The sequence below is a fragment of the Flavobacterium sp. genome (genome assembly GCF_027483985.1).
Classification (GTDB): Bacteria; Bacteroidota; Bacteroidia; order Flavobacteriales; family Flavobacteriaceae; genus Flavobacterium.
Map to the genome: position 1 here is coordinate 45,132 of NZ_JAIXTJ010000056.1, position 19,053 is coordinate 64,184.

The window sequence follows — 19,053 nt, forward strand, 5'->3', positions numbered from 1 at the left end:
ATTTTACAATTGCGTGAAATCGTCTGATTTTGGCATCATATTCATTACATCAATTGCAATTTGCGGCGTTGGATTAGCAATTTTCCTGAGTTTGGTATCCATCCAAGCACCATCAACAGTAATAGTAGCAAGAAGTTCGTCTTTATCATTTTTAAATTCGTGAATTAACGTCCATCGAGAAGCGTCTTCTTTCACTTTTCCAACTTTAGTAGAAATAAAAACCTGTTGATTCATTCGCATTTCTTTTCTAAAAACACATTCCTCACGAAACAATATCGGACCAAAATGTTGTTCTTGCATCACTCTAACAGTCATTCCTAACTGTTCTAGAATTTCAACACGATGCTGCGCACCAAAATCATAATAAGCGCTGTGACGCACGTGAAAATTTGGGTCTAAATCAGCCCATCGAATGTGTATTTCTTTAGTAAATGTTGTCATTGAATTAAATTTTTATACAAAAATAGCGAGTTTTTTATTTTTTAAACCATTAAGAAAGTTAAGTTCATCAATAAAAATTGTAAAACATAATTTTATAAAATATCTTAATGGTTAAAATCTTTGAAATGAATTCAAAATCTTACTTTTGCAAAAAGAAAATCTATGAAAGATACTATATACTATTTAGCTTCTTGCGATACGTGCAGAAAAATCATAAAATCATTACCAAAATCAGCCGATTTAGTTTATCACGATATAAAACAAGATCCAATTACGGTTGAAGAATTAGAATATATGCATTCACTTTCTGGAAGTTACGAAGCTTTGTTTAGTAAAAAAGCGCAATTGTATAAATCGATGGATTTAAAGAATAAAAACTTAACAGAAGACGATTTTAAAAAATACATCTTAGAACATTATACTTTTATAAGTCGTCCGGTTTTTATTATTCAAGACAAAATTTATATCGGAAACACGCAACAAAACATTTTGCAAGTAATGAAAGCCTTAGAAAATGTCTAAAAGAACTTGGGCACTACTTGCCGCTACTATAGTTTCTATTATTTATGGTGTAACTTTTACTATTGCTAAAGATGTTATGCCTAAATATGTAGAACCATTCGGATTCATAACTATGCGTGTTGGTGGTTCGATGTTGTTATTTTGGTTGGTATCCTTTTTTGGTCCGAAAGAAAAAATAGCTAAGGAAGATTTTCCTAGAATTGTAGCAGCAGCTTTGTTTGGAGTCGCCTTAAATATGCTAACCTTTTTTAAAGGATTGAGCTATACTTCACCAATAATGGGTGCTGTTTTAATGGTTACAACTCCAATGATTGTACTGGTTTTATCAGCAATAATTATGAAAGAACGAATGCTGAAACGCAAAGTTTTCGGATTAATTTTAGGATTAGCAGGAACAATCACGCTAATTCTCTACGGAAAATCAATGGTCAATGCGCCCAATGCGACTTTAGGAAATTTATTGGTTTTTATTAATGCTGTTTCCTATGGTTTTTATCTAATAATTGTAAAAAAATTAATGGATAAATACAACGCATTTACCTTTGTAAAATGGATTTACACTTTCGGATTTTTAATGGTTTTACCTTTTGGATGGAACGAATTTAATGCAATAGATTTTGTAAATCTTCCAACGGATATCCTCTGGAAAATCGGATTTGTTGTAGTTTTTTCAACATTCTTTACTTATTTACTGAATCTAATTTCGATGCGCGAGTTGAAACCAACAACGGTTGCTGTATTTATTTATTTGCAACCACTATTTGCCACTATTTTCGCAGTAGGTTTAGGCAAAGATGATTTGAGTTTAGTAAAATTACTTTCTGCTGTTTTAATATTTACTGGAGTTTATTTGGTTACCCAAAAACGAGTGATTAGTGAAAAGTAATTGGTAATTAGCCATTTTTAAGCTAATTACTATTCACTAATTACTAATTACTTTTAGTATATTTGAAGTCTATAAAAAACAAGAATGATACAATCAATGACTGGTTTCGGAAAAGCCACTTTGCAATTACCGACCAAAAAAATTACCGTCGAAATAAAATCACTAAACAGTAAAGGATTAGATTTAAACACAAGAATGCCTTCTGTTTTTCGTGAGATGGAATTGGGTTTGCGCAACCAAATTTCACAACGATTAGAACGCGGAAAAATCGATTTTTCTTTATATATCGAAGTGACAGGTGAAGAAACTACTTCTAAAATAAATGTGCCAATTGTTAAAGGTTATATCAATCAAATGAAAGCAGTGATACCCAATGCTGATGAAACTGAATTGATGAAAATGGCAGTAAGAATGCCTGATGCTCTTAAAACAGAACGTGACGAAATTGACGAAAACGAATGGAAAGAAATCCAAAAAGTCATTGACCAAGCGTTAGAAAATATGGCGCAATTTCGTAAAGACGAAGGCGCTTCTTTAGAAAAAGAGTTTAAATCTCGAATCGGAAATATTTTATCATTAATGAACCAAGCTGTTTCGTTTGATAAAGAACGTATTGATACCATTAAAACAAGATTACGAACTGCTATAGACGAAATTAAAGTCACTGTTGACGAAAATCGTTTTGAACAAGAATTGATATTTTATCTTGAAAAATACGACATTACAGAAGAGAAAGTTCGTCTGGAAAATCACCTGAATTATTTCATAGAAACCCTTGCTGGAACTGAAGCCAACGGAAGAAAATTGGGTTTTATTACTCAAGAAATGGGAAGAGAAATCAACACAATGGGTTCAAAATCTAACCATTCTGAAATGCAGAAATTGGTGGTGATGATGAAAGATGAATTGGAGAAGATTAAGGAACAAGTTTTGAATGTCCTCTAATTAAGTGAAGAGTGATTAGTTAATAGTAATTAGTATTTGCAAATTGTTAATAATGGGTAATATAAATAGTTATAAAGATTTGATAATTTGGCAAAAAGGTATAATATTAGTTGTTAGAGTTTATCAATTAGTAAAATCATTTCCACAAGAAGAATTATACGCATTAACTTCTCAAATTAAACGCGCTTCAGTTTCAATTCCATCAAATATTAGTGAAGGATATGGTAGAAATACAGACAAATCATTTAGTCATTTTCTTGATATTTCAAGAGGTTCTTTAAACGAATTAGAAACACAACTAATAATTGCAAAAGAATTAGGTTTTATTATTGATTTAAAATTATATGATGAGATAATGGCTTTAATAGAGGAAGAAAGTAAAATGATAAATGCATTTTCAAGAAGCTTCAAAAACTAATCACTATTTACTAATCACTATTCACTAATTACTATTCACTAATTACTATTCACTAATCACTATTCACTAATTACTATTCACTAATCACTATTCACTAATCACTATTCACTAATCACTATTCACTAATCACTATTCACTAAAATGAAAGGAAAACTACTCGTATTCTCAGCGCCATCAGGTTCGGGAAAAACCACTATAGTAAGGCATTTATTGGCGCAAGAAGATTTAAATTTAGAGTTTTCAATATCTTGTGCAACACGCGAACCTCGAGGTGAAGAAGTAGACGGAAAAGATTACTATTTTATCACTTGGGAAGAGTTTAAAAAACACATCAAAGCTGAAGAGTTTGTTGAATGGGAAGAAGTGTACACCAACAATTACTACGGAACTTTAAAAAGCGAAGTCGAACGCATTTGGGCAAAAGGCAAAAACGTAATTTTCGATATTGATGTTTCTGGTGGATTGCGAATCAAACACAAATTTCCTCAAGAAACATTAGCTGTTTTCGTAAAACCACCAAGTGTTGACGAACTAAAAAGAAGATTAAAAGAACGTTCTACCGAAAGCGACGAGAAAATCAATATGCGCATCGCAAAAGCTCACGTTGAATTAGCAACAGCGCCACAATTTGACACGATTATCAAGAATTATGATTTGGATGTGGCAAAGCAAGATGCGTATGAATTGGTGAAAGAATTTATAAATAAATAAATTTGTAAACGCGATTAATCGCGTCTTAAATTATTACACACGAATAATTTATAAAAATATTAGACGCAATAAATTGCGTCTGTACCGATAAAAATGAAAATAGGATTATATTTCGGAACCTTCAACCCAATTCACGTTGGACATTTAATTATTGCTAATCATATGGCAGAACATTCTGATTTGGATCAAATTTGGATGGTTGTAACGCCACATAATCCGCACAAACAAAAGAATACTCTTTTGGATGATTACCAACGCTTGCATTTAGTGAATTTGGCCACCGACGATTATCCCAAAATTAAACCTTCTGATATAGAATTTAAATTACCTCAGCCTAATTATACGGTGAACACTTTGGCGCATTTAAATGATAAATTTCCGCAACACGAATTTTGTTTGATTATGGGTGAAGACAATTTGAATTCGCTTCACAAATGGAAAAACTACGAATACATTTTACAAAATCACGCTATTTATGTCTATCCAAGACTAAATTCAGGTGAAATTGATGAGCAATTTGTAAATCACAATAAAATTCATCGAGTTGGCGCGCCAGTTATCGAACTTTCTTCCACTTTCATACGCGAAAGCATTAAAAATAAAAAAAATATTCGTCCGTTATTGCCCGAAAAAGTTTGGCAGTATGTTGATGAAAATAATTTTTATAGGAAATAAAAAAGCCGAACCCATTGATTTGAATTCGGCTTTAATTTTAAAGTATTCGGCTTCTTATTTCAGATAATGAATGTTCAATTAATAATTTTCCATCTCTAAAAACTTCTTTCAATTCGCCTTGTTGTTCTGCTTCCCAAGAAACTTCGTCAATAAGTTTATAAATTCCGTTTTCGAGTTCGATTTTCATCAAACCTTTGGCTGATTTCTTAGTTCCATCATCGGTAATCGGATCTTTAAAAATGGCTCTTCCTTCACCATTTACTTCGCCATAAGTTGCTTTCATTGCAAATCCGAACGTGTCGCGTGTGTTGTATTGATAAGTAAACGAACCAATTCCTAACACAATATTTGTTGATGCAAAACCTTTAATTTTTAATCTTTCACAAATTTGCGTAGCTCTTTCTACGGTAATGCTATCGCCATAAATCGCACCAATTTGCGGAATTAATTCTTTATAACCTTTTGCATTGGCGCTTCCTCCAAAAACATCCCAAAGTAATTCTACAACGCCTTTTTGTTCTTCGATTGTTTTTCCATTTGGATTTCCGCAGATAATTTCTACTGGATCGCCACTATCAGGACGAACTACGACTTTGCCTTCGCGAGCTATAATTTCGTTTTTTAATCTTGGTAAATAATCGGTTAGTACTTTCCACAAATCCCAAGTATCAGAAACTATAGAAACGATTCCTTTTGGATAAACCTCGGTTATTAATCGTTTGAAAGTTTCATATTCGCCTTCGGTTGTTCCCATACACATAACCGAATGTTCTGTTGCGGCAACTGATCCGCCAATTAATTCTGTATCGGAATTGGCATCATAGTAATCTTCAAAAAATTCTATTGCCGGAATCGTATCTGTTCCTGTAAAACTCAATAAATGTCCGGCTGCGGATGTTACTGCTGCTTCAATTCCGCCCATTCCTCGCATCGAAAAATCGTGTCCTTGCCAGTTTACAAATTCAGGTACAGAAGAAGTTTCTGAAGCGTATTTATCTAAAACTTTACGATATTGTTTGGCAATTGTGGCCGAATTACAAGGCAACCAAATTACAGCAGAAAGTAAGGTTTCGAAATAATTGGTCAACCAAAAAAACTCAGGTTTGGTATTGTACATTGTAAACATTGGAACACGAATTGGAACCGAAACGCCTTCTGGCAAAGCTTTGAAAACCATCGGAATGTATCCTAAATCGTGTAAATCTTCAATGTGTTTTGTGCCGACAAGATTTTCTCCCAAATAATTATTGATTCTTCTCGAATATTTGGCTACAACTTCAGCTTTTGGGCGTTTGAAAAAATGTTCTTCAAAATCGTGAATAATGTATTTTTTTAGGAAATATTGCAATCCGAAGAACACAACTTCTTCTACACCTTCAATTCTTGATTTTCTTGGTGTCCAGTTTGAATAAACTAATGTTGTATTGTCTGGATATTGGCGTCTGTGGTCAACTTTGTAACCATCGGTTAATAATAGTGGGTTCATATTATTTTATTTTATAGTGTGTTCTACAACTCAATTTTAATCATTTCAACCTTCGCCTCATCAAAATCCTTGAAAGAATTTGTGGTAAATATTCGTTCGAAAATGGTATTCATTTCGTTAAATCCTTTGTTGAAAATTCCGTGGCTTACTGCTAAATATAATTTTCCGGCGTTTTTGTTTTTTAATTCTTCGGCTAAGCCAATAAATGTTCCGCCGCCATCACAAATGTCATCTACAATCAGGCAATCCATTCCTTTTAAATCGTCGTCATAGACTTTAAATCCTGATAATTTTCCGGTTTTTACATCGCGACTTTTACTACATTCAACTACATCAATTCCGCCAATATATTCTGAAACTTTATAGATTTTTTTCAATGCGCCACCATCAGGAGAAATTAATTTGATGTTTTGTCCAATGACTTTTAGAACCTTTGAAATAAATTCATAATTGTAAATTACCTCAACATTGTTCAACAACGCAGGTGTAACTTCGCTATGAGGATCGAAAACGGTTACTTTATTTAATTGCAACGAATTAATAATATCTGCATAAACTTTTACCGAAAGTGGTTCGCCTGCAATCATCAATCTATCTTGTCGTGCTGCGGGAAAATACGGAATAAAAGCATTAATTACTTTTACATTCATTCGTTTTAAAGCATCAACCGCCAAAATCAAAAGTCCGAAATCATTAAACGAATTTAATCGATGAGTAATTGTAACTTCTTGATTTACATCAAAATTAGAATCTATTTTAATATGTGGTTCGCCTCCAGAAAATGTAAAACTTTGAAATGCTATCTCTTGTTCTGATGCAAATGGTTTGAAATTTTTATCTAAATTAAGTATCATAGTTTTTTAGTTTGTGTTATTATTACGCAAATATATAATGTTATTTTTAATCAGCAAAATATTTTGTGTAAAAATTACACATAGTCGTTTTATTTATACTTTTTACTTTTTAAAATAGTCTTTAGAAACCTTTTGCGCAATCAGTTTTTGCATTTCTCTTTGGGCATCATTTTCGCTTTCAAAAGTTTTAACCATTCGTTGTCCTTTGGTTCCGATTCGGCCATATTGAACAATTACGTTGTTGTTTTCTGTACAAATTTCCCAAAATTTATTGCTTCCGTTTGAAGTGTTGATGTACCGTTGAAATTCACTTTCTTCTTCAACATCTAAAACAATCTCCGGACTAATTTCATCTTCTTCAATTATCAGATTTTCTTCTTCTACTGCATCAAAAAAAGTTTCATTATGCAACAAAGCACTAATCATTTTTAAAACTCGTGGCTTGTTTTCCAACCAATCTTTGGCATAAATTTGACAAATGTTCCAACCGTTTGCCTTTAAAATTTCTGGTCTTAAAAGGTATTGTTCCAAAATATCATTGTTAGAATAATGCAAATCGTCGTCGATAATAATTCCTAAAACAAATTCATCATCTTCTGCATCTTTCTTAATTCCCAAATGGCATTTAAACTTACTTTGTCCGATATTTTGAGTAGCGAAAAAGCCTAGTTTTTTAATTTCATTATCAATTTGAACTGCTATCGAACTCGTAACTTCTGGATTGTTTTTGTTATTTATGGCCGCAAGAACATTATTGGCAGCATCCAACTGACCCAAACTAACCAACTCGGCATATTGCAAATATTTTCTAAAATAATTGGCACCTTCATTGTATTCATTTTTGATGTCAAAATATTTTATAGAACTCACCACGCACATACTTTTCTTGGCTCTGGAGAAAATTACATTCAGACGTTTTTCACCGCCACGCTTGTTAATTGGTCCGAAATTCATAAGCATTTTGCCTGTTGGATTATAACCATAACACGTACTCATTATGATAATATCGCGCTCGTCACCTTGAACATTTTCAAGATTTTTGACAAAAAGTCCAACAAATTGATTGTTTTCAAATCGCTTATATTCTTCTTCAATTAAATTTTCAAATAGTTTATCTTCAATGCAAATGGCTTCAATGGCTGCTTCAATTTCGTTTTGTTGTTCCATCGAAAAAGCTACAATTCCGATACTTTGTCCGCTATTGCCAGACAGAATTTCCTTCACTAAATTGGCAATGTATTGCGCTTCTTTCACATTAGATCTTCCTAAATAAATCCCATTTTCAATATAGTGATACGATATTGGTTTAGAAAAAAGTTGCTCCAAATTGTCTTTTGCCTGCACAACATCAGTAACAACAATTGGTTCCGAAATCTTGCTATGGTCTTTTAAATCAGGAATCGTAAGTAATTTATTGTCATAAAACGATGCATTTGAAAATCCGATTAAGGCTTCGTGCTTGCTTCGGTAATGCCAACCCAACATAATTGAGGGAAATTTTCGTGCGCCTTGCGTCAAAAAACTGTCTGCATCAAGTGAAAAATAATCGTTTTCATCATCAGAAGCATCTTTCCACAAATCGTCTTGATTGCCTGATGAACTTCCAAAAAAGTTACTTGGTGGCATTTGCATTTCGTCACCCACAATGATCGTTTGACTTGCTCTGTAAATTGGCACCAAGCCTTCTTCAAGCGTTATCTGACTGGCTTCGTCAAAAATCACTACATCAAAATAGTTTTCATCCATCGGCAAAGCATCGGAAACACTTAACGGACTCATCAACCAAACTGGTTTTATTTCTCTAATAATTTGTCCCGAATCTGATGAAGCTAATTCTCGAATAGATTTAAAGCGGATGCTTTTACCGAACTCATTTTCTAGAATTTTTCTACCATCGGTTATGGATTTCTTTTGCTCTTTTTCTAAAGATGTCATTCCAGCAGTTGACATTTCCGACTTTAAAATCAACGATTTGATCGCGCTAACTTGCTTTGCAATGATGTATTTTCCGTTGATTTCTAGTAAATCAGAATGCATTTTCTTTACTTTTTCAATAGAAATATGCAACAAATCCATATTGAATTTTCTATGCGAATAATTGATTGCGTAATATCTTTCTAATGACTTTTCGGCTAAAGTAATTTGCAGTTGTTCGGCAGAAATTTGAGTGTTTTTCAACAGTTTAATAACCGATGGATTGCAATTTTTAATCTCATCAAAAAACGCCGAATACAAATCGAAATAGGCTTTTTTATTACTGATTTCTTGCAGAATATTCTCAATATCTGATAACGTAAAATCCTCAAAACTATCAAGAATTAAAGCTAATTCTGTTGCATTTTTCTCAAACGCTGTAGCCAATGCAACTACTTCATTTCGTTCGGATGGATTTAACGAATTGGCAAACGCAACTATATTTTGATCGTATTCATTTTGAATAATTCTGATTCTGTTTTGTAATTCAAAAACAGTTCCGAGTTTGTATTTTCTGTCAAATTCTGATTGTAAACTAGTGAGTTTTTGATTTAGTTCATCTTGCAAACAACGGTTTTCTAAAATGCTGGTTAGACTTGGTTTTACTGTATGTTTCGAAATCTCATAAACCGCTAAAATCTGATTTTTAGTAGCTTTATAAGTAGAATTGAAGAAGTTGAAAAAGTTCTTTTCATTTTTACTGATGACTTCAAAAGCAGTTTTGGCATCGGTTTGGGAAATTTCTCTTGTCCAATAAGGAAATTGTTTTTCGAGTTTTTCTTTGTCTGATTGTAATTTGGATAAAGTGTCTAAATCAGTTTCAAACGAACGAAATAAATCGCTATTCGATTGCAACAAATCAGCAACATTATTTTCGTAAAACGGAAAAACAACCACAGCTTTACTCAGAAACTCTTGTATTTCAGAAAAACGAGTCAACTCAATCGGCAACGAAATAAAATCCAATCTTTCTGAACAATTTTCGATGGAAGATTGACTGTTTTCGACTTGATTTTTAAAACCTGAAACCGTTGTAAAATTGTAAAAAGCAGTTAGTTTTAAAAACCTAAACGGATGCAACGAAAAAAACTCTGAAGCATTGGTTTCCTTATTAATTTCATACCATTTGGCGAAAGCTTCTTTGTGATTTTCCCAATCTTGATAACCTGCGTTTTCATCGAGAATATCCAAACTGCTTTCGGAAGCTTTGTATGGATTAGAAATTAAAACATCAATTAATTTTTTAATAGTAATTTGAGATGTTTCTTCAATCTTATTGTTCATAAAATCGTGAAAACCAGCAATTTTATTTATTTCAGAATCGATATTTTGAACCAATAAATTTCTAGAGTTTTCAATATTTTGAAAATTATTTTTAGACGTTGTAAAATCGTTAAAGGTCTTTTTCAAATTGAAAATAAATTCTTTTTTATCGGCTTGCGAATCGTGAATTAAACAACACAAATCGTCCAAACCTTGATTTTTCAATCGGTAAAACACGACATCGAGCGCGGCACGTTTCTCGCAAACAAATAATATTTTTTTTCCGTTGGCAACATAATTCGCAATTAAATTGGCAATGGTCTGCGATTTTCCTGTTCCAGGCGGACCTTGAATAATGTAGCTTTCGCCACTTTCTGAATATTTTACGGCATTATTTTGAGTTGGATCACTGGCAACAACATTAAACGTTTTGGTAAAACTATTGCTGTTTGAAAGTTCGGTTTTAAAATCTTTCTGTGCCAAGGAATTGAACAAGTTTTTAAAAACATCACTCTTAATATTGTTTTCAATAATCTGATTGTAATCTCGAACCAACGACATTTTTTTGTAATTGAAATTCCCTAGAACCAAATTACAAGTGTCAAATTCCCAACGAAACGGATTGGTTTCACCTTCGTCCAATTGAAAAAACTCGCGTTCAACCGTTTTATTTTCATTAAAAAACTGCGGATTTTCTTTGATATCACTGTTTATCAAATATTCTAATGACGAAGCTTGGGTGTAAACATAATTTCTAAACAATTCTAAACCATAAGGTTGAAAATTTTCTTGTTGGTAAGAATAGTTTAAATTGCGTTGGTCTTGAATGACAACTTTATTTTTATTTCGCTTGTTAAATTGCGTAAGTATCTGTTTTGCTTGCGAATAAATTAGTTTTATTTTGGGTTTATCAACGGCATCAAGTACAATTCCCGAATTATTTTTCTCTACTTGCGACTTCAATAATTGGTAAATATCTTCAATTTTAGTTTCTGATAATTGAATTCTTTCGGGCAAACGAATGTCATACAAATCCTTTAGCATATTGGCCAAAACCGGATTTATTTCAACTTCAGAATCTAGAAATTCTAACGAATATTGGTCTTTTAAACCTTTCTTTTTGGTTAATGTTACCGAAGCCAACAACAATGGCGACACAATTTTTTCGGAACTGTTTTCTTTGGTATTGAACCAATTAAGGTTACACAACGCCAATTTTAACTGACTAAAACCATATTCATTGACATCTTTATTCGATTCTAATCTGATTTTATCGAGCGTTGGAATTATGTACGGATTGTCTTCAATTTGCAAATATTTATTTAGTGAAATCGTACTTGTATTGATTATTTTTTTGGAGATTTCAGGATTCCAATAAAAAATAGTATTCGGATTAATATTTTGATAATTAAGAACTTGCGGAACCGATGAAATGGTAAGATTTAAAAATTTTAAATTGGGTTGAAAATACAAAAGTCGGTTGCGACGGCTGTTATCAAAAAGTCTATTGCGAAGTTTTTCGTGAATAAATTGATTTCGGTTTTGTTTTTTGGCATCAACCAAAGTTGCTAAATCATATTCGCTTTCGGGATTATAATCTCTATAATTTTGAAGTTTTTCTATAATTTCATTGACATCCTTCCAACGTTTTTCACGATTTAATTCGGTCATTCCCAAAATAATATTGGCAATTGCCGGATGAATTTTACTATTCAAGAAATACATTTGCTTGCGATAATCCACAAACTGTTTTACATCTTCAACATCGGTAAAATCAAATTGAAACGCAATACTCGCCATTATCTGACCCAAAACAAAAATATCAGTCAACGGATCGTGATGATCAAATTGAAATTCAAAACAAGTATAATCTTTCAGATAAACAGCTTTATTGGTCTCATTTTGATTGTCTGAAACGGCTTTATCTGCATATTCTCTTGTAGTTTCTTCACCAATTTCAACAGAATTATATACTTCACCTGTAATTTCAAAGGCATTACTTTTACTTACAAACAATTTAGAAATTGGAGTTGAATTTCGTTTGCTTTCTAGAACAATATCCTCAATATTTAAACGATTATTGTCAATAAAAATAGTTGAAATATCTTGTAAAGAAGCGACTTTTCCTTGATTATGAATTTCAGAAACCTTCTTCAACAAAGGCATCATTACTGCGATTATATCATCATTGGTAAAACTTCCTTTTTCGAAATTTTCAATGATAAATTTATAAAATGCGGTTTCTTTTATAGGCTTATTCATTTGTTAATAGGTGTTTTCTTGAGAAGATTCCAAAATAGAATTCAAGGTTGTTGTGCAAGTTTGACAGTAGCTTTTAAACGTTTTTTCGGTTAAATTGAGTTCCTTTTTTAGAATCGTTTTCAAGCTGTCTTCCAGTTCCAATTGTTCTGAAATATCTAGAATGTGACCTACAAAACCATCTTTTAAATCAGGATCGCAAAGTGCAAAATCCAGCATTACATAGGCATAATAGTCTTTTAGATTCTTTTTACTGTTGGCAATCTTCAATTTGAATGCTTCGTCGATAAAAACATCTGACTTTTTATCAAAATTCTTGAAATACTGTTTGTAAAGCGCAATACAATAGTCCGATTGTGTCCATTTTGGTTTTAGAATTATCGCAATTAATTCTTTGGTAACATCGAAAACAGCTTGTTTAGAAAACAAATTAAGCTGATGTAAATCGGTTTTTCCAGAAATTATTTTCTCAATTTGGGAATAATAATTTAGCTTATCGGTTTGATACAACTCCAATGATTTGGCACGAATAAAATTCTCCGGATGCGTTTCTCCACTTGAACCTTCATTAATTCGATCTAAAATTTCGTTGGCTTGTTTCAGGTAACTTTCTGCCGAAACTTTTTCCAATCCTGTATTTAGTTTTACTAACGTATTAATTGTCATTTCTAAACTTTCGCAAACTTTGAGCGCGCCTAAATCGCAAAACAATTCGGTATAAAGTTGAAATAATCGTGCTGTTTCGTAATAAAACAACTCACTATTATTGTCGTTTGCAATCGTGTTAATGATTCGATTTGTAATTTCAAAATCGCCATTTTCCATTGTGTAAAGTAGAATGTGTGACAATTCGTGACCCAATAATGCTAGTAATTCAGCGTCGTCAAGCAATTTCAAAATTGTTCCAGACAGAATAATGTGTGCTTCATTTTCGAAGAAAACGATTCCGGCATTATTGGCTTCAATAGTTTGCGATTGATACATTGTTACCGGAATGATAATGCCTAACTTATCTTTGGCAACAGTCAAAATTTCGTAGACTTTTGGCTCGGTTTCTGGATCAATTCGGTAGGAATTTTTTAGCAAATCGGTTTTATACGTTTCGCGTTGTTCGTCTTTTACTTTCTCTTCAGAAAACCAATTCCAAGTTTTACCTTGACTTTTAAAATGATCTCTAAGATTGGAATGAAATGGAAATGGTTGTAGCATCGTACTGTATTTTTGTTAAGCTAACTTGATTTCAAAATGAAAACCGTTGTCAAGAAATGCTTTATATTTTATAGAATTAAATCGGAATAATTTGGCCGGACGACCTGTTTTTATTGGTGAAAATTGATTTGTTTCTTCAATAATTCCGAAGCTTAAAATCTTTTTTCTAAAATTTCTTCGGTCAATTTCTTTGTTTAAAATGATGCAATATAAATTCTCCAATTCTGAAAAAAGAAATTCTTTTGGCAACAAATCAAACCCAATTGGTTGATACGATAATTTTGCTTTTAATCTATTTATTGCATTTTCAATCATTTCATTGTGATCGAATGCCAATTTTGGAATTTCATCAACAGCAAACCATTGCACGTTTTCCGCATCAGAATCAGCTTTTATTTTAAATTTCGATGAATCAACCAATGCAAAATAAGCCACCGAAATCACGCGATTTCTTGGATCACGATTTATGGAATCTCCATAGGTGTACAATTGTTCTAAATAATTTACAGAAACATTGGTTTCTTCTTTCAATTCGCGTTGTACGGCATCTTGAAGCGATTCGTTGTTGTGAACTAATCCGCCAGGTAAAGCCCAATAGGAGGTTTCGCTACCAAATTTTTGTTGGATTAATAAAACGTATAATTTTCCGTTTTGATAGCCAAAAACTATCGCGTCAACTGCAATTTTTATATTTTGATTTTCAGACATTTTAAAATGCGTATGTGTTACACAAATATAAAAGATTTCTATTAATAAAAGCTATCAGTTATCTTTGTAAAACAAATAATAAAAAATGCATTTACTCCGTCAACAAATAGAAGAAATAACATCATTAACCGATGAAGAATTTGAGTATGTTTTATCTCATTTTGAAACCAAAAAACTCAAAAAACACCAATTTCTTATTCAGGAAAATGACATTGTAAAAAATGACTATTTTGTACTTGATGGTTGTTTAAAATCGTACCACGTTGATTCCAATGGAAAGGAACATATTCTTCAATTTGCTACTCAGAATTGGTGGATTACCGATTTTCAAGCTTATTTTAATAAAACCAATGCAACACTTTTTATAGATTGTATTGAAGACTGTGAATTGCTGTCATTATCGCTAGAAAACCGAGAAAAACTATGTTCAGAACTGCATAAAATTGAACATTTTTTCAGAAGAAAATCCAATTCGGGTTATGTCGCATTGCAACAACGAATTTTATCAATGCTTAACAATAATCCGCAAGAACGTTACGACAAATTATTACTTTCCAACCCAATTCTTTTTCAAAAAGTACCAAAAAAATTCATTGCTTCCTATCTTGGTGTGTCACGCGAAACTTTGAGTAGATTCAATTCTGGTTCAAAAAAGTGAGTTTCATCACACCAAATTTGTGAGTTTCATCATTTCTCAAAATGGCAAAACAGTTTAATTTTGTAACAAATAATTGAAGATATGAAATATATAAAACTCTTGGTATTACTACCTTTGTTATTCTCTAGTTGCAAAAATCAATCGGAAGACAACAACACATCACAAATTAAAAATCAAAAAGAAAAAGTTATGAAAAAAGTATTATTCGTGGTTACATCTCACGACAAATTAGGAAATACAGGCGAAAAAACTGGATTTTGGACAGAAGAATTGGCTGCACCTTATTACGAATTATTAGATCAAGGAATTGAAATTACAATTGCAACTCCACTTGGCGGACAACCTCCAATTGATCCAAAAAGTGAAGATCCATCGGCTGCAACAGAAGACACAAAACGTTTTGATAAAGATACCGAACTTCAAGAAAAATTAAAAAACACAATAAAATTAGCCGATGTAAATCAGGCCGATTACGACGCTGTTTTTTATCCTGGTGGACACGGACCATTATGGGATTTAGCTACAGATAAAAACTCAATTGCTTTAATTGAAGCATTTTATACCAATAACAAACCAGTAGGATTCGTATGTCACGCACCAGCGGTTTTAAAAGATGTAAAAGTTAACGGTGAATTTTTGGTAAAAGGAAAAAAAGTAACTGGTTTTTCAAACGAAGAAGAAGAAGCTGTTGGATTGACAAAAGTAGTTCCGTTTTTATTAGAAGATGCGTTAAAACAAAATGGTGCAACTTATTCTAAAGTTGGAGATTGGCAACCTTACGCTGTAGAAGATGGTTTGTTAATTACAGGACAAAATCCGGCATCGTCACGACTTGTTGCGCAAAAATTATTAAATCAATTAAAATAATACAATGTTAAATTTCGAATTATACAATCCTACCAACTACATTTTTGGAAAAGGACAAACCGAAAAATTATCGAAACTTGTTCCTGCAAATGCTAAAGTTTTGTTGGCTTATGGTGGCGGAAGCATCTTTAAAAATGGTGTTCACGAGGCAGTAACTTCAGCTTTAAAAGATTTTGAAATCATAGAATTTGGCGGAATTGAACCAAATCCGAGATTTGAAACTTTGATGAAAGCTGTTGAAATTATCAAACAAGAAAACATTACGTTCATTCTTGCTGTTGGTGGTGGAAGCGTAATTGATGGAGTAAAATTCATTTCGGGTGCAACACATTACGAAGGAAATCCGATTGATATTTTAAAAAATCGTGTACTTTTCACAGATTTGTCTAAAGTGATTCCTTTCGGAACCGTTTTAACATTACCAGCAACAGGTTCTGAAATGAATTCTGGCGCAGTGGTAACCATCGAGGCAACTCAAGAAAAATTAACGCTTGGCGGAAGCGCTTTGTTTCCAAAGTTCTCAATTGTTGATCCAACCGTAATTACTTCTTTACCAAAAAGACAGTTACAAAATGGCGTTGTTGATGCCTTTACTCACGTAATGGAACAATATTTAACTTATCCGCACGATGCCTTATTGCAGGATAGATTTGCTGAAAGCATCTTGAAAACTTTAATCGAAGTTGGTCCAAGTGTAGTTGAAAATCCGAGTGATTATAAATTAGCTTCTAATTTTGTTTGGAGTGCAACAATGGCGTTAAACGGATTAATTCAAAAAGGAGTTCCGAGTGATTGGGCAACGCATATGATTGGCCACGAATTAACCGCCTTATATGAAATCGATCACGCAAGAACTTTAGCGATAATTGGTCCGAACTTATACAAAGTAATGTTTGAAACTAAGAAAGACAAACTAGCTCAATATGGCGAAAGAGTTTGGAACATCACAGGAACTTCTGTAGAAGAAAAAGCCGAAAAAGCTATCGAAAAAACAGTAGAATTCTTCCACACAATGGGAATGAAAACCAAAATCTCAGAAAACGCTGAAAACATCGAAAAAACAGCCGATTTTATTGTAAATCGTTTCGAAGAAAGAGGTTGGAAAGCTTTGGGCGAAAAACAAAATATTACTTTAGAAAAAGTAAGAGAAATTGTTGAGATGAGTTACTAGTTTTAGTGAAGAGTGAAAAGTAAATAGTGATTAGAATTTAAAATCGTTGTGCACTTTGCGCATTCTTCGTGTCTTAGTGGTTAAAAAAAATCAAAAGGCGTTCAAGATTTATTTCCTGAACGCCTTTATCTAACCCCAAAACAAAATTTTTAACTAACTATAATTAATGAATTTCCCTAACCGAAATCATATATATTTAAAACGTACTTTGATTAGGCTTAGTATATTGAATATTATAATTTTAAGTTAAATTAATATACTTCAAACAATCAGTTCTAAATCTAAAACTACTAGATTCACGTTGCTTTAAATAAAATTTGAGTATTTTTGTTTATCAAACAAACAAATAATGAATCGATATCCAAAATTTGCAGTAATTGGTGGAGGAAGTTGGGCTACAGCCATTGCAAAAATGCTTTGTGTTAATCTTGACCAAATTGCTTGGTACATGCGCAATCAATCAGCAATTGAACATATAAAATCTCAAAAACACAATCCAAATTATTTAAGTTCAGTTGAATTTGATACTAAAAAATTACTATTAACTTCTGATATAAATGAAGCTGTTGCTTATGCTGATTATATCATTTTTGCAATTCCATCGGCTTTTTTAAGTGCTGAATTAGAAAAACTAACTGTTAGTTTACAAGATAAAGTAATTTTCTCTGCCATAAAAGGAATTGTACCTGAAACGTTCTTGATTGTAGGAGAACATTTCAACAAAAAATTCGATATTCCATTTGAAAATATTGGTGTAATAACTGGTCCGTGTCACGCTGAAGAAGTGGCTTTAGAAAGACTTTCCTATTTGACCATTGCTTGCGGTGATTCTGCTAAAGCTAAAGTTGTTGCCAAAGTTTTGGCTGGAAATTATATCAAAACTAAAATATCTGATGATATCATCGGAACGGAATACGCGGCGATGTTGAAAAATATTTATGCCATTGCCGCCGGAATTGCACACGGATTAGGTTATGGCGACAATTTTCAGTCGGTAATCATGAGTAATGCCATTCGAGAGATGAAGAAATTCATTAGAAAAGTACATAAAATGAAACGTAACATTAATAATTCGGCTTATTTGGGCGATTTATTAGTTACCGGATATTCGGTGTTCTCAAGAAATAGAATGTTCGGTAATATGATTGGAAAAGGCTACACTGTAAAATCAGCAATGATGGAAATGAGTATGGTTGCCGAAGGATATTATGCCGTAAAAAGTGCCTATAAATTAAACCAGGAATATGGTGCTAAAACTCCAATTATTGATGCAGTTTATGAGATTTTATATGAAGGTAAAGATGCTAAATCGGTATTTAAAAAACTTACAGATAAATTAGACTAAGATGAGCGAACGTTGGAAATATCAATTAAAAATGGGAGGATTTTGGGGAATCTTTATGGTTGTTTTTATGCTTTTGTTTGAGATTAAAGAAAAAACTGTTTCACAACAACTTTCAGAAAATAATTTCTACTTCAGAGCCGCTTCTTATCTTGTGATAGGCATCTTCGTTTTAGGATATTTTAGTTGGAAGGAAAAGGTTAAAAGAGAGCATTCTACTAAAAAATAGATTTCTACTAAAAAAACTACCTAACAATCACGCCGTCAACAAACAAAATTGGCACTTCTTCAACATAATCTGGAGTTATGGTTTGTGCTCGGAAGATGAATTTTTTGTCATACAAAGTATCACCAATAAAGTAAGATACCATAAATTCGTTGTTCAATCTAAGTACACTTGTTTCAACCATTTCAATTTTAACAACTGAAACCGCTGGAACTTTTGGAAACGAATGACGTAATAGCGACGTCTTTTTTTCCTCGCCATCAATAGTTCCGAAGGCTTTGGAAACTACCATTACATTTTCTATATCATAGTCAGAATCGTTTACAAGATAAACGTACCAAACTTTATCCATAAAGTCATCGCTCCATTCTTGAACGGCTGCTACAAATACGTTTTCTACTTTTGGGATGGTGATGTCTGCTTTCATAGGATTGTTGA

18 protein-coding genes are annotated in these 19,053 nt (G+C 32.5%); 11 read left to right on the plus strand and 7 right to left on the minus strand.

Annotation, left to right across the window (positions count from 1 at the left end):
• Window positions 1–3: 3 nt before the first annotated feature.
• Window positions 4–441 carry a thioesterase family protein gene (locus Q0050_RS14090; protein ID WP_298397223.1) on the minus strand — a complete coding sequence of 146 codons (438 nt, stop codon included), beginning with the start codon at window positions 439–441 and terminating at the stop codon, window positions 4–6.
• 162 nt (window positions 442–603) lie between these two features.
• On the opposite strand from Q0050_RS14090, the gene Q0050_RS14095 reads away from it, so the two are divergent.
• From Q0050_RS14095 to nadD, 6 genes are all read left to right on the plus strand, one after another.
• Entirely contained in the window at window positions 604–963 is a 360-nt protein-coding gene (locus Q0050_RS14095) for an arsenate reductase family protein (protein WP_298397226.1), read from the plus strand.
• Window positions 956–1,849, plus strand: coding sequence for a DMT family transporter (locus tag Q0050_RS14100; protein WP_298397229.1), 894 nt, complete (start codon window positions 956–958; stop codon window positions 1,847–1,849). The genes Q0050_RS14095 and Q0050_RS14100 overlap by 8 nt, the downstream gene beginning before the upstream one ends.
• Window positions 1,850–1,933: 84 nt before the next feature.
• Window positions 1,934–2,794: a YicC/YloC family endoribonuclease gene (locus Q0050_RS14105; RefSeq protein WP_298397231.1), complete on the plus strand. Its 861-nt coding sequence runs from the start codon at window positions 1,934–1,936 to the stop codon at window positions 2,792–2,794.
• Between the two features lie 52 nt (window positions 2,795–2,846).
• Complete coding sequence (locus Q0050_RS14110) at window positions 2,847–3,212, plus strand: four helix bundle protein (RefSeq protein ID WP_298397235.1); 366 nt, start codon at window positions 2,847–2,849, stop codon at window positions 3,210–3,212.
• Between the two features lie 141 nt (window positions 3,213–3,353).
• A complete protein-coding gene (gene gmk, locus Q0050_RS14115; RefSeq protein WP_298397238.1) occupies window positions 3,354–3,923 on the plus strand; it encodes a guanylate kinase in 570 nt (189 codons plus the stop codon).
• A gap of 93 nt (window positions 3,924–4,016) precedes the next feature.
• Entirely contained in the window at window positions 4,017–4,598 is a 582-nt protein-coding gene (nadD, locus tag Q0050_RS14120; RefSeq protein WP_298397240.1) for a nicotinate (nicotinamide) nucleotide adenylyltransferase, read from the plus strand.
• A gap of 37 nt (window positions 4,599–4,635) precedes the next feature.
• Here the strand turns inward: nadD and Q0050_RS14125 are convergent, their stop codons facing one another.
• The 5 genes from Q0050_RS14125 to Q0050_RS14145 form a co-directional block, all read right to left on the minus strand.
• Entirely contained in the window at window positions 4,636–6,084 is a 1,449-nt protein-coding gene (locus Q0050_RS14125; RefSeq protein WP_298397243.1) for a nicotinate phosphoribosyltransferase, read from the minus strand.
• A 23-nt stretch (window positions 6,085–6,107) separates the two neighbouring features.
• Window positions 6,108–6,938 carry a ribose-phosphate diphosphokinase gene (gene prs / locus Q0050_RS14130; protein ID WP_298397246.1) on the minus strand — a complete coding sequence of 277 codons (831 nt, stop codon included), beginning with the start codon at window positions 6,936–6,938 and terminating at the stop codon, window positions 6,108–6,110.
• A 102-nt stretch (window positions 6,939–7,040) separates the two neighbouring features.
• Window positions 7,041–12,437 carry an AAA domain-containing protein gene (locus Q0050_RS14135; protein WP_298397248.1) on the minus strand — a complete coding sequence of 1,799 codons (5,397 nt, stop codon included), beginning with the start codon at window positions 12,435–12,437 and terminating at the stop codon, window positions 7,041–7,043.
• Between the two features lie 3 nt (window positions 12,438–12,440).
• The gene (locus Q0050_RS14140; protein ID WP_298397250.1) at window positions 12,441–13,643 is read right to left on the minus strand and encodes a M48 family metalloprotease; all 1,203 of its coding nucleotides are present in this window, start codon (window positions 13,641–13,643) and stop codon (window positions 12,441–12,443) included.
• Between the two features lie 15 nt (window positions 13,644–13,658).
• Window positions 13,659–14,351: an NUDIX domain-containing protein gene (locus Q0050_RS14145; RefSeq protein ID WP_298397252.1), complete on the minus strand. Its 693-nt coding sequence runs from the start codon at window positions 14,349–14,351 to the stop codon at window positions 13,659–13,661.
• Between the two features lie 85 nt (window positions 14,352–14,436).
• Here Q0050_RS14145 and Q0050_RS14150 point away from each other — a divergent pair, with 85 nt between their 5' ends.
• The 5 genes from Q0050_RS14150 to Q0050_RS14170 all read left to right on the plus strand — a co-directional run bounded on the left by Q0050_RS14150 (window position 14,437) and on the right by Q0050_RS14170 (window position 18,618).
• Window positions 14,437–15,009: a Crp/Fnr family transcriptional regulator gene (locus tag Q0050_RS14150; RefSeq protein WP_298397254.1), complete on the plus strand. Its 573-nt coding sequence runs from the start codon at window positions 14,437–14,439 to the stop codon at window positions 15,007–15,009.
• A gap of 81 nt (window positions 15,010–15,090) precedes the next feature.
• Window positions 15,091–15,876, plus strand: a complete 786-nt coding sequence (locus Q0050_RS14155) for a type 1 glutamine amidotransferase domain-containing protein (RefSeq protein WP_298397256.1) — start codon at window positions 15,091–15,093, stop codon at window positions 15,874–15,876.
• A 4-nt stretch (window positions 15,877–15,880) separates the two neighbouring features.
• Window positions 15,881–17,047 carry an iron-containing alcohol dehydrogenase gene (locus tag Q0050_RS14160; protein ID WP_298397259.1) on the plus strand — a complete coding sequence of 389 codons (1,167 nt, stop codon included), beginning with the start codon at window positions 15,881–15,883 and terminating at the stop codon, window positions 17,045–17,047.
• Window positions 17,048–17,396: 349 nt separating this feature from the next.
• Entirely contained in the window at window positions 17,397–18,392 is a 996-nt protein-coding gene (locus tag Q0050_RS14165; RefSeq protein WP_298397262.1) for an NAD(P)H-dependent glycerol-3-phosphate dehydrogenase, read from the plus strand.
• A 1-nt stretch (window position 18,393) separates the two neighbouring features.
• Window positions 18,394–18,618 carry a hypothetical protein gene (locus Q0050_RS14170; RefSeq protein ID WP_298397265.1) on the plus strand — a complete coding sequence of 75 codons (225 nt, stop codon included), beginning with the start codon at window positions 18,394–18,396 and terminating at the stop codon, window positions 18,616–18,618.
• A 16-nt stretch (window positions 18,619–18,634) separates the two neighbouring features.
• Here Q0050_RS14170 and Q0050_RS14175 read toward each other — a convergent pair whose 3' ends face one another.
• Window positions 18,635–19,042: a hypothetical protein gene (locus Q0050_RS14175; RefSeq protein WP_298397268.1), complete on the minus strand. Its 408-nt coding sequence runs from the start codon at window positions 19,040–19,042 to the stop codon at window positions 18,635–18,637.
• Between the last annotated feature and the right edge of the window lie 11 nt (window positions 19,043–19,053).